We start from the raw sequence: 11,357 nt of genomic DNA, 5'->3' as shown, positions 1-11,357 counted from the left end.
GTTGCACTCGAGCCTGGGATACCGGTCGCCAGTGCAGTTTGAGGCGGCCGCGTGATACAACGTCAGTGTCAACAAAAACGGATGAAGTCCCCGCCGCTTCGCGGCACGGCTTAATTCAGGCGTTAGGCCGCGGAGCAACACCGAGGGCACCGCAGCATCCATCGCTCAATCTCGGCTCGCTGTTAACAAGGAGAACTCAGCATGTCCACTGGCGTCGTAGTTGTTTTTATCGTCATTCTGATTGCAGCGGCGGCAACATACGCGGCAAAAAGAAAGAAGGGGTAAGGGTTACTGCGCGGTGCAAGTAGCCAAGAAACCTCGCTCTTGCACCGCGAGTCCCGCAAATCACAGCAAGATTGGGTCCAATCCAGCCATGCAGCTCGCAACTGGTGCATGCGCCATCTATGGCATCGTGCTAGTGGCCGCAGGCTCATGGGCCGCGGCCTAACAATTCGTTCAAGCCGAACTTGCTTCGTTACACCAAAGCCATGGCAGAAAGAGCTTGCCATAGCTTTGGCTCCACTACGCAAGTCGGCTTAACTCAGGTGTTAGGCCGCTAAAATAAAGGAGTCGCGCCCTATGGATGAATCTCAAGCCGACGCAATTGCTCAAGCGATACTGCGACCCGACCCGAAGGTCCAAGAGGAGCTTCGGCGTAAGAAGGCACACAAGGCTTGGTGGCTTGCGGAGAAGCGCAAGATCACTTGGCTGATGCTCATTGGCTTCGCCGTAGGTGCGGCGGTCGCGTTGTACTCAGGCCAACCTTTTACTAGCGGCGGGGTATGGGGAGCCGTGAGCGGGGGATTGGTCGGTTGGCTTTGGGTAGGTTGGCGCTGGCATAGGCGTCGGCGCGCGGCCTAACAATGCGTTCAAGCCGAAGCCGCTTCGCGGCGCGGCTTAATTCAGGTGTTAGTCCTCAGCTATGATCGATCGCGACTACTTTGAAATCGCAATCATTAAAGCGCCACTTGACGCCATTCTTGGTGCCTTTGATTCCTATCCTGCGATGCGAGTGCGCAGCGTTCGTATCCCATTTGAGCTACCTAGTAGCATTAGCTGTGAGCACATCCTTTGGTCTCCAGCATCGTCGCCAGAGTTGACCGCCGTTCTCCCCGGCGCTGGTTTCGTGCTCGCGTTCGCAAACACAACATTCAGATTCGACACCTTGTCAGTTCGATCAACGGCAAGAAGTGGAGACGATGGACTAGATGAACTCGTGTACCACTCCGATGGAGGTTTGAAGCGAGCCGTTCGCGTCATGAAAGATCCGAGATGGGTCTACTGGGAAGAGGGCGAACCCTTGTCGTTCGAGGACACGAGCAGGTATCAGCTGAAGATAAAGCCGCAGCGCTTAGATCGCTCTTTGCTCCTAACCTATCTCAGTGCTTTCGGTGCAGATGTAACAAGCGATGCCTTTTGGTCTACTAGTACCGCCGCCGCGTCATTCACGCTCAAAGACGAGTGGGCGGCGCGTGCCAACGAGCAACCAATCCCATGTCCATACTGCGGTAAGCTTCTCAGGACTGCACGAGCTAAGCAGTGTCAACATTGCTTTATAGATTGGCATGATGCAGAAGGCTAACAATGCGTTCAAGCCGAAGCCGCTTCGCGTCTCGGCTTAACTTAGGCGTTGGGCCTCACACCTGAAAGACTCGTGCACATGGAGGACTGAAAATGCAGTGGATCGGGTTTGCGCTTGCTCTTGTTGGTCTTGTTCTACTTCTCTTCGGGTTCGCGAAGAACAACCGGTACATTCTTGTAGTGGCAGGTATTGCACTTTTCCTAGGGGGTGCGTTTCCTGACTTTGCCCGCGGGTACCTGGACGGCTACAACGGCACGCGCGCCCAGTCTTCGGAGGCAAGCTAGTGCTAGGCCGCATTCACGAGTCTCAGCAGCGGGTTCCGCCACTGGGCTCGGACTGCCTAACAATGCGTTCAAGCCGAAGCCGCTTCGTTACGCGACCCAGGCGGCAGATAAAGCTTGCCACCTGGTCCACTCCACTGCGCAGGTCGGCTTAACTTAGGTGTTAGGCATCATCACTCAATGTCCCAACCACTGGTCAACTTCATAAGCGCACTTCTCACACCCACAGTTGCAGTGGCAGCGCTATACCTCGGTTATCACCAGTATCGCGTGGAGAGACTAATTGCCAAGCAATCTCTTTATTCGCACCGGCTCTCGGTCTACATTGCGGCCGCAAACTATGCTGGGAGCTTGGCTAGGGACCAGCGCTGGGATCCTGAGGCGGAACAAAGAATGCGTTCGGCCGCCGCAGAGGCAGCTTTTCTGTTCCGAGAGGACGTAGCGGCCGCGTTGGCGGAGGTGCTCACCCGTGGCGTTAACATCCGGATCAATCAAACGCTCATCTCTGAGACGTCGCCAGAGCAAGGACCTCGTCTTCGTCAACTGATACAAGACGATCAAAGCTGGCTTTCGCAAGCCGAGCGACGGTTGTTTGACCTGTTCAAGCCATATCTTTCACTGGGCCGGGGTGATGCCTAACAGTGCGTTCAAGCCGAACTCGTTTCGGTACGCCAACAACATGGCAGGAAAAGTTTGCCATGTTCTTGGCTCCGCTACACGAGTCGGCTTAACTTAGGCGTTAGGGCGCACCTGCGGTCCGTCGCAAGATCACATTCCCGTCAATCCTCTGATCAAGCTGACGCCTCAGGAGGATGAACTTTTGATCCCGCGCGCTGTCAAGACTCTGACTCCACTGCCCCGAGCTGATCACCCCATGATTGCATCGTTGCTGCTGGCCATCCTGCTCGTATCTCCATCATCAGCGGCCGATGACTCTGCTGTCACCGCATGCCCAGCCCTTCCAGAGCGTCCCACGCTGACCTGTGTCGCAACGAGGCACGGTTGGTTTTACGCAGCCTCGGCGGAAGCTGCTACACAAGCCGCTCATGACGGCGCAGAAGCGGTCGCGGCCTTTCGTCATTACTTGGGACGGGATGTTCCGTTCGGTGCTGTAGTGCTGGCCGACGAATTTCCAAAGGCAGAGCAAGAAAACTTCATCGCGCGCCATTCACTGAATTATCTGCGTCTATGGATTCCACCTGAATCTAAGGCTGCCGTTCTTGAGGAGAGCATCCGCAAGAGCATGCCGGACTTGCCGGACAACCAAGTTCGCGCAATCGTTCAACGGGCCAGTCAAAGTTCCGGAGACGTGCTGCGCCACGAGATTGGCCACTCTTTATACCGGGCCGTGTTCTGGCCACAACATGCTGTTGATGATGCAATTTACGGCACTCCAGCTCCTGATTGGCTGGACGAGGCGAGTGCAATCCTGCTGGAGCCGGAGGCAATGCTGACTGAGCGGCGTGTTCGTTTCAGGGACCTGCTGCGGGAGGGTTCGACATCGATTCGTCCCCTGAGTGAGTTTCTGACCGCTCCTCACCCATTGGGTACCGCAAACCAGCGAGCCCAGCTTGTTGCACAAGGTGGTACTCAAACCAGCACGGGCATCGTCATGGCGGCAAGGTCAGGAGAGGCCGCAACGGAGCTTTCTGCATTCTATCTTCAGAGCCTTGCTGTCGGAGATTTTCTGATTGAGATTAGCGGCAAGCAGGATCTGTTGTGCGATATCAGCATGGCTCTGGCCAACGACGTACCACTCGATGCATGGTTGGCAGAACACGGCGGTAGCTATCAACTCGGAACCGATATCGCTGAGCTTGATCAACAATGGAGCACTTGGTTGGATGCACAGCTGTAGTTTGGCACTCCCACCGGAGTGCGCCCTAACAATGCGTTCAAGCCGAAATTGCATCGCTACGCCACCCACATGGCAGAAGGAGCTTGCCATGTGGTCAGCTACGCGCTGCAATTCGGCTTAGCTTAGGTGTTAGGCCGCATCCGGAGATCATCGGAGTCTCACATGAAAGCATGGAAGTTGCTGGCGATATGTGCTCTTGGCCTTCCGCTACTCGGCTGCACGACCATCCCTCAGACAGCTCAAATCGATTCATCCCTATTGCATTCAATCAGATACGCGCGCGACGAAAGCAGGTCTGTTGGCAGCAGAGTCTGGCCGAACTTTGAGAGTGCTCCCTTCGGACTTCTCGTCACCCTGGAAGATCGTGAGGTTCTGTTCTGCCACGGGTCTATCGTCAACGGATTCAACGAGGTTCCGGATGATCCTGTCACGGAGTGCGATCTTCAAGAGAGGGACAGTGTTTTTCCAAAGAACCTGTTGGCCGCAATGCCGGTAGTGGACGGCGTTTCCACCATCGTTATGGGGACACCTCAATCAACGGGGCTGGATGAGGCTAGCTGGTCACGTACGATTTTTCATGAGCACTTCCATCAGTATCAAAGTACGTTCGACGATTACTATCAGCGTCTCAACGATTTGAACCTCAGCGGGGGCGACAACACCGGCATGTGGATGCTCAACTATCCGTTTCCGTATGGAAGTGACGAGTTTGGCAATGCTTTAAAAAGAGCTAGCCATAAGCTACATGGCGTGGTGGCTCAGCTAGAAGCATCGCTTCATGAATCTGTATCGAGCTACCTTGAAGCCAGGCAAGAGCTAGAAGACTCCGTGTCACCGCGCGACTGGAAATACATGGAGCTTCAACTTTGGGCGGAGGGCGTTGCACGCTGGGCTGAGATCGAAGTGTCAGCAATATCCTCAGATAGTAGGATCTCTGAATCCGGAGAAGCCTTGAGACAAAGGACGGTTTCTTCACTTCTTGACTTGGATCCGACGCGACTCGGACGAGAGGTTGCTTATTCGTATGGAGCAGCCGAAGCAATGCTTCTTGATCGGTGCAATCCAAATTGGCGTCGAGATTATTCATCAGTAATGTCTCTAGGTGAGTTGCTAAATGCGATAAACCCAAGCAGCTGTCACTAATAAAGTGCGACCTAACAATGCGTTCAAGCCGACGCCGCTTCGCTCCTCAAACCATATGGCAGTTAAAGCTTGCCATATGGGTTGCTCCACTACGGAGCGCGGCTTAACTTAGGTGTTAGGGGCTTATGGCACATCACGAGAAGCTGGAGGACTTATGAAGCATCACGAGAAGCTGGAAGAAATGTATCGGCACATGGCGATGCTCGGCGTCCCGAAGAACACAGCCGCGCCTCCGCTTTGGCGTCTGTTTTGGCGGTTCGGCGTTGAGGTGCCACCGCCGCTGTTTACTCCCTTCATTCCAGGCGCACTCGCAATGAGTGCCTTCTTTACTCTGTTTTGGGGTCTGCTCATGTGGGCCGTTTTCTGGGCACGTCAGGGCATGCCTATCAGTCTTATGGCGACTGCTTCTCTCGCCGCGGGCGCACTGTTCGGCCTCATCATGGCCGCATATTTTCGGCATCTGGCTCGCAAGCATAGGTTGCCGACATGGGCGGCGTACAGAGGTGCGCCGTAGCGCGCCTAACAATGCGTTCAAGCCGAAGCCGCTTCGCTCCACTACGCGTCTCGGCTTAACTTTAGTGTCAGGTTGCAAACATGGATGGTCGCGAATCCCTTCTAAAAGCTCTGCTCCGGGGTCTTCCGCATTGATACCCTGCCTGAAATAAGGGCCGCCTCCACATCGGGCCGACTCCCTATCCGCCCCGTTCTGGAACCGCGAACGCCTGATGACTGCCACCCTCCTAGTCGGCATGCTCTTTGTCTACCTGCTGAGCTTCACCGTCATGTTTCTGCTCATCAGCTGTCGTCTGCAGGACGAGAAGATGGGTACGGACGTCTTTGCGGCAGGCAACCTCATGCTCGGCGGGGGCTACGTGCTGCAACTGCTCGAAGGGGCGCCGGGCTGGAGTTGGATGAGCGTGACCAACCACACGATTACGCTGTGCTCGCTGCTGGCGTACTGCGTGGGCGGTGCGCAATTTTTTGGCCGTTCGACACCTCTGGCCTTGCCGTTGCTGTGCTTGGCCGTGGGTTACAGTGTCGTGCAGATCCTGGTGAATTGGGCTTGGGGCCCGGTGGCCCGCTATGTCCTGCTGGCGGGTACCTGCGCTGTCTTTTTCGCCGGGATGGCGACGGTGCTGGTCCACGGTATGCGCACCTTTGCCAGGGACCTTCGCGGCGAAATGCTGCTATTTGCTGGTTTGATCAGCGGCATCTGCGTTCTCAACGTCATCAAGCTCAGCAAGCTGTTGTCCGGCGGGTTCGAAGCGCTGAGCATGGATGGCCGCTTTTCCATGGTTTTCTATATCTATATGTGTTCCCTGGCGACCATCGTGCCGCCATCGATCGTCTGGCTGGTTCTGCGCCGTCTGACCGATACCTTGCGGGCCACGGCGGCCCGCGATCCTCTGACGCAGCTGCTCAACCGTCGCGGTCTGAGTACGGCGCTGGGTACCCGTTTTCGACGTCCAGGCACCACGGCGCGATTGCTGCTGGTCGATATCGACCACTTCAAGAGCATCAACGACACCTACGGCCATCAAGTGGGCGATGTGGTGCTGTGCGGGGTTGCCGATGCGTTGCGCGCCTCGGTACGCAAGAACGACCTGGTCTGCAGGCTTGGCGGCGAGGAATTTGTCGCCATCTGCGTGGGCGCCGACGATGCGTCAGCCTTGCGTGTGGCGGAGCGTGTACGCAACAGCATCGAGCAGAAGGTTATGTTGCACGGCGCGTTTTATGAAGGGCTGCGTTGTACGGTGACCATCGGCATCTCTGATTGCTTTGCTGGCGAGGCATCCTTGGGCCAAGCCATGCATCAGGCCGATACAGCGCTATATCGCGGCAAGCGCACTGGCCGCAACAAAGTGGAGCAAAACCGGGATCAGAGTCGGGTTTGCGAAACTCTGGACCCTGTTGGTTAGCGAGGGCAGTGTCAGAGCTAATCCCCAACCACTTATTCAAGCGGACAACTCCGCCGCCGCTTAATTCTGGTGTTAGCGCGACATGCGATGTGCCCGACCAAGGTGCAACCAAAACTGTTTTAGGTTACACGCGGCAAAAATTGGACGGTGCCCAATACCCTCGCCAAACCAGCCAGGACGCCCCCTCAACTCAGAGCATGAAACTCCGCCCTGAGCTCTAGCGACCGCCGACACTCCATTTCCACCACCTGAGCGCGCAGCGCATTACTCCACCGTCACGCTCTTGGCCAGGTTGCGCGGCTTGTCCACATCGGTGCCACGGGCCAATGCCGTGTGATACGCCAGCAGCTGCACCGGGATGGTGTGCACGATCGGGCTGAGCACGCCGACATGGCGCGGGGTGCGGATCACGTGCACGCCTTCGGATTCGCCGAACTGGCTGTCCTGGTCGGTGAACACGTACATCTGGCCGCCGCGCGCGCGCACTTCCTGGATGTTGGATTTCACTTTTTCCAGCAGGCTGTCGTTGGGCGCGATCACCACTACCGGCATCTTGTCGTCCACCAGCGCCAGCGGGCCGTGCTTGAGCTCACCCGCCGGGTAGGCCTCGGCGTGGATGTAGGAGATTTCCTTGAGCTTGAGTGCGCCTTCCAGCGCGATCGGGTAATGCACGCCGCGGCCGAGGAACAGCGCGTGGTCACGCGGGGCGAAGCGCTCCGACCAGCGGCTGATCTGCGGTTCAAGGTTCAGCGCGTGCTGCACGCTGCCGGGCAGGTGGCGCAGGTCTTCCAGGTACGCGGCCTCCTTGTCTTCCGGCAGCCGTCCCTTCAGCTTGGCCAGGGTCACGGCCAGCGCGAACAGCGCGACCAGCTGGGTAGTGAAGGCCTTGGTGGAGGCTACGCCGATCTCGGCCCCGGCGCGGGTAAAGAACACCAGCCGGCTGGCGCGCGGGATGCTGCTTTCGGGCACGTTGCAGATCGACAGGGTGCGCTCGTGACCCAGTGACTTGGCGTATTTGAGCGCCTCCATGGTGTCGAGCGTTTCGCCCGACTGGGAGATGGTGACCACCAGGTGCTTCGAATTGGCCACCGCGTTGCGGTAGCGATATTCGCTGGCAATCTCCACGCTGCACGGCAGGCCGGCGATGTCCTCGATCCAGTAGCGCGCCACCGAACCGGCGTAATAGCTGGTGCCGCAGGCGAGGATCTTCACCCCTTCAACGTCCTTGAGCACATCGACAGCATCGGCGCCGAACAGCTCGGGCACGAATGAGCCGGCATCGATGATCGCCTCGATGGTGTCGCTCAGCGCGCGCGGCTGCTCGTGGATCTCCTTCTGCATGTAGTGCGTGTAAGGGCCGAGCTCCAGCGATGCCAGCGACACATCCGACAGGTGCTCCTCGCGCACGACCGGAGCGCCGCTGCCGTCATAGACGCGCACGCCTTGGCGCGAAACCTCGGCGGTATCGCCTTCCTCCAGGAAGATCACCCGCCGCGTCGCCTGCACGATGGCCGAGACGTCGGACGCGATGAAGTTTTCGCCCTCGCCCAGGCCGATCAGCAGCGGGCAGCCCATGCGGGCGCAGACGATGCGATCGGGGTCGTCACGGCTGATCACCGCCAGCGCAAAGGCGCCCTTCAGCTCCTCCACCGCCGCCTGCAGCGCCGCCAGCAGATCCTTGCCACCGCTCTGGTGATGGTGGATGAGATGGGCGATGACCTCGGTGTCGGTCTGCGACTCGAAGGTGTAGCCCAGTGCCTCAAGCCGCTCGCGCTGTGCTTCGTGGTTTTCGATGATGCCGTTGTGCACCAGCGCCACGCCGTGGCTGATGTGCGGGTGCGCGTTGTTTTCCGTGACTCCGCCATGGGTGGCCCAGCGGGTGTGGCCGATGCCCTGGGTGGCTTTCAGCTGCTCGCCATTGGCGGCCTCTTCCATCTCCACCACCCGGCCCGTGCGACGCACCCGGCGCAGCCCCGCCTCCCCGGACACGGCAATGCCGGCCGAATCGTAGCCGCGATATTCCAGCCGCTTCAGGCCTTCGATCAGAACGGGAACCACATCACGATCTGCGATCGCACCGACAATTCCGCACATGGGGAAGCAACTCCTTGTCTTCAAGCTGTCCAGTGTAACTGGCGGCGTCCGGGCGGACACGTCCGGACGGTGTTCGGACGTCGTCGAAAGATGGCAAGGCACTTTGAAATCAATTGGTTACAAGTTGGCACGCTTCCTGCTTTATCCCAAGTGCAAGACCAATGACCCAACCCCACCGCCCTGCCTTCAACGGAGCAGCCATGAACGCCATCCCCTCCGTCTCCTTCCCTCCCAGCTGGACGGCGCATCAATTCGCCGAGGCCGTCGTCCCGCGCATCTCCGATCTGGATCTGTCGCTGTCGGATTTTGATGCCGGCCATGCCGCCAACCGGCTCGCCGCCCGACCCCTGCAGCACGGTTACCTGACATCGACCGGGACGGCCCCGCGCTTCCGGGTCGGCCACTGAGACTGCCGATGTCACCTGCATCCCGGCCCGGCCAGATCCGCGACACCTCCGCCCAGGACCAGACCCTGGCTGACACCTCCGCGCGCCAGCGGCGCCTGCGTCGCTGGCTGCTGCCAGCCACCGCGGGCGTGGCGCTGATGGTGGTGCTGGCATGGACGATCTCGGCCTGGAGCGGTGGGGGCCGCTCCTACGACGGCTCCCGCGTCCGCGTGGCGGAGGTGGTGCGCGGCGATCTGGTGCGCGATATCTCCGCCGACGGGCGGGTGATTTCCGCCAACAGCCCGACCCTGTACGCGATCGCCGGCGGTACCGTCACCCTGCACGTGGTGGCGGGTGACCGGGTGGAAGAAGGCCAGCCGCTGGCCGAGATCGACAGCCCGGAACTGCGCAGCCAGCTGGTGCAGGAGCAGTCCACCCTGGCCAGTTTGGAAGCCGAAGCCGATCGTGCGGGGCTGGACGCACGCATGGTGCGATCCAACGCCCGCAAGCTGGTGGAGCAGGCGGAAGTGGAACGGGTCGCCGCCCAGCGTGATGTCGAGCGCTACGAGCGCGCATTCGAAGGCGGCGCGGTGGCCGAGGTCGACCTGGCCCGGGCGCGGGACAGGCTGAAGAACTCGGAGATCGGGCTGGAGTCCGCCCATGAAGACTTCAACCTGCAGGGACAGGGCTCGGGGCTGGACACCCGCAACCGCCAGCTGCTGGCCGAGCGCCAGCGCGCGGTGGTCGGCGAGATCCAGCGCCAGGTGGATGCGCTCACCCTGCGCTCGCCGTTCGAAGGACAGGTGGGCCAGGTACAGGTAGACCAGCGCAGCAACGTGGCCGCCAACGCGCCGGTGCTGACGGTGGTGGATCTGTCCGAATTCGAAGTGGAGATCCGGGTGCCGGAAAGTTTTGCGCGTGACTTGGGCATCGGCATGCCGGCCGAGGTGCGCAGCGCCAACCAGACCTACGCCGCCGGGGTGTCCGCCGTGTCGCCGGAGGTGGTCAACGGTGAGGTCGCCGCACGGGTGCGCTTCACCGATGAGCAGCCGCCGGGCCTGCGCCAGAACCAGCGCCTGTCGGTGCGGATCCTGCTCGACAGCCGCGAAGACGTGCTGATGGTCGAGCGCGGTCCGTTCCTGGAACAGGACGGCGGCCGCTTTGCCTACGTGGTCGAAGGCAGCCGCGCCGAGCGCCGGCCGATCGTCACCGGCGCGGTCAGCCTCAACGCGGTGGAGATCATCGAGGGCCTGGGTGAGGGCGAGCGGATCGTGGTCTCCGGCACCGACCAGTTCGACAGCGCCGACCGGGTCCGCATCTCCGGGCAATGACCTGATCACCTATCGCAGCTGAAACCAGAACCCCATTTTCCGAACAGGATCCACGCCATGTTGCAGATGCAAGCTGTTTCCAAGGTCTACCGCACCGAACTGGTTGAAACCCACGCCCTGCGTGCGCTCGACCTGCACGTGAAGGAGGGCGAGTTCGTCGCCGTCACCGGCCCCTCCGGCTCGGGCAAGACCACCTTCCTCAACATCGCCGGCCTGCTTGAAACTTTCACCGGCGGCGACTACCGGCTCGACGGCGTCGACGTGAAAGGCCTCAACGACAACGCCCGCTCGCGCCTGCGCAACGAGAAGATCGGCTTCATCTTCCAGAGCTTCAACCTGATCCCGGACCTGAACCTGTTCGACAACGTGGACGTGCCGCTGCGCTACCGCGGCATGCCGGCAGCCGAGCGCAAGCTGCGGATCGAGGACGCGCTGGGCCTGGTGGGCCTGGGCTCGCGCATGAAGCACTACCCCAACGAGCTCTCCGGCGGGCAGCAGCAGCGCGCCGCGATCGCCCGCGCCCTGGCCGGCAGCCCGCGCCTGCTGCTGGCCGACGAGCCCACCGGCAACCTGGATTCGCAGATGGCGCGCAGCGTGATGGAGCTGCTGGAGGACATCAACACCCAGGGCACCACCGTGGTCATGGTCACCCACGACCCGGAGCTGGCCGCCCGCGCCCAGCGCAACGTGCACATCGTCGACGGCGTGGCCACCGACGTGGAGCGCGCCGCGCCGCTGATCCAACCCGTTATCGCGTAGGAGA

General features: G+C 60.2%; 10 protein-coding genes. 9 read left to right on the top strand and 1 reads right to left on the bottom strand.

The features are described 5' to 3' along the window. Positions 1-922 precede the first annotated feature (922 nt). The 6 genes from ACW7G3_RS06530 (at position 923) to ACW7G3_RS06505 (ending at position 6,783) form a co-directional block, all read left to right on the top strand. Positions 923-1,582, top strand: coding sequence for a hypothetical protein (locus ACW7G3_RS06530; protein ID WP_456981821.1), 660 nt, complete (start codon positions 923-925; stop codon positions 1,580-1,582). A 461-nt stretch (positions 1,583-2,043) separates the two neighbouring features. Continuing rightward, positions 2,044-2,502: a hypothetical protein gene (locus ACW7G3_RS06525; RefSeq protein ID WP_456981820.1), complete on the top strand. Its 459-nt coding sequence runs from the start codon at positions 2,044-2,046 to the stop codon at positions 2,500-2,502. 235 nt (positions 2,503-2,737) lie between these two features. Continuing rightward, positions 2,738-3,721 carry a hypothetical protein gene (locus ACW7G3_RS06520; protein WP_456981819.1) on the top strand — a complete coding sequence of 328 codons (984 nt, stop codon included), beginning with the start codon at positions 2,738-2,740 and terminating at the stop codon, positions 3,719-3,721. A 162-nt stretch (positions 3,722-3,883) separates the two neighbouring features. After that, positions 3,884-4,864 carry a hypothetical protein gene (locus ACW7G3_RS06515; RefSeq protein WP_456981817.1) on the top strand — a complete coding sequence of 327 codons (981 nt, stop codon included), beginning with the start codon at positions 3,884-3,886 and terminating at the stop codon, positions 4,862-4,864. A 154-nt stretch (positions 4,865-5,018) separates the two neighbouring features. Next, positions 5,019-5,378 carry a DUF6404 family protein gene (locus ACW7G3_RS06510; protein WP_456981816.1) on the top strand — a complete coding sequence of 120 codons (360 nt, stop codon included), beginning with the start codon at positions 5,019-5,021 and terminating at the stop codon, positions 5,376-5,378. Positions 5,379-5,589: 211 nt separating this feature from the next. Next, a complete protein-coding gene (locus tag ACW7G3_RS06505; RefSeq protein ID WP_456981815.1) occupies positions 5,590-6,783 on the top strand; it encodes a GGDEF domain-containing protein in 1,194 nt (397 codons plus the stop codon). Positions 6,784-7,047: 264 nt separating this feature from the next. On the opposite strand, the gene glmS is transcribed toward ACW7G3_RS06505, so the two are convergent. Next, a complete protein-coding gene (gene glmS / locus ACW7G3_RS06500; RefSeq protein ID WP_456981814.1) occupies positions 7,048-8,877 on the bottom strand; it encodes a glutamine--fructose-6-phosphate transaminase (isomerizing) in 1,830 nt (609 codons plus the stop codon). Between the two features lie 200 nt (positions 8,878-9,077). Between glmS and ACW7G3_RS06495 the strand changes: the two genes are divergently transcribed. Genes ACW7G3_RS06495 through ACW7G3_RS06485 form a run of 3 tightly spaced genes read left to right on the top strand, consistent with a single transcriptional unit; the run spans position 9,078 to position 11,353 of the window. Further along, the gene (locus tag ACW7G3_RS06495) at positions 9,078-9,284 is read left to right on the top strand and encodes a hypothetical protein (RefSeq protein ID WP_456981812.1); all 207 of its coding nucleotides are present in this window, start codon (positions 9,078-9,080) and stop codon (positions 9,282-9,284) included. Positions 9,285-9,292: 8 nt separating this feature from the next. After that, positions 9,293-10,594: an efflux RND transporter periplasmic adaptor subunit gene (locus tag ACW7G3_RS06490; protein WP_456981810.1), complete on the top strand. Its 1,302-nt coding sequence runs from the start codon at positions 9,293-9,295 to the stop codon at positions 10,592-10,594. A gap of 57 nt (positions 10,595-10,651) precedes the next feature. After that, positions 10,652-11,353 carry an ABC transporter ATP-binding protein gene (locus ACW7G3_RS06485; RefSeq protein WP_456981808.1) on the top strand — a complete coding sequence of 234 codons (702 nt, stop codon included), beginning with the start codon at positions 10,652-10,654 and terminating at the stop codon, positions 11,351-11,353. Positions 11,354-11,357: the final 4 nt, after the last annotated feature.

It is taken from the genome of Luteimonas sp. A478, assembly GCF_054052025.1.
This window is presented reverse-complemented; position numbering and strand designations above follow the sequence as displayed.

Excerpts from the sequence above, each read along its gene's own strand:
- ACW7G3_RS06530 (WP_456981821.1), top strand. The coding sequence starts at position 923 with ATGATCGATCGCGACTACTTTGAAATCGCAATCATTAAAGCGCCACTT.
- ACW7G3_RS06525 (WP_456981820.1), top strand. The coding sequence starts at position 2,044 with ATGTCCCAACCACTGGTCAACTTCATAAGCGCACTTCTCACACCCACA.
- ACW7G3_RS06520 (WP_456981819.1), top strand. The coding sequence starts at position 2,738 with ATGATTGCATCGTTGCTGCTGGCCATCCTGCTCGTATCTCCATCATCA.
- ACW7G3_RS06515 (WP_456981817.1), top strand. The coding sequence starts at position 3,884 with ATGAAAGCATGGAAGTTGCTGGCGATATGTGCTCTTGGCCTTCCGCTA.
- ACW7G3_RS06510 (WP_456981816.1), top strand. The coding sequence starts at position 5,019 with ATGAAGCATCACGAGAAGCTGGAAGAAATGTATCGGCACATGGCGATG.
- ACW7G3_RS06505 (WP_456981815.1), top strand. The coding sequence starts at position 5,590 with ATGACTGCCACCCTCCTAGTCGGCATGCTCTTTGTCTACCTGCTGAGC.
- glmS (WP_456981814.1), bottom strand. The coding sequence starts at position 8,877 with ATGTGCGGAATTGTCGGTGCGATCGCAGATCGTGATGTGGTTCCCGTT.
- ACW7G3_RS06495 (WP_456981812.1), top strand. The coding sequence starts at position 9,078 with ATGAACGCCATCCCCTCCGTCTCCTTCCCTCCCAGCTGGACGGCGCAT.
- ACW7G3_RS06490 (WP_456981810.1), top strand. The coding sequence starts at position 9,293 with ATGTCACCTGCATCCCGGCCCGGCCAGATCCGCGACACCTCCGCCCAG.
- ACW7G3_RS06485 (WP_456981808.1), top strand. The coding sequence starts at position 10,652 with ATGTTGCAGATGCAAGCTGTTTCCAAGGTCTACCGCACCGAACTGGTT.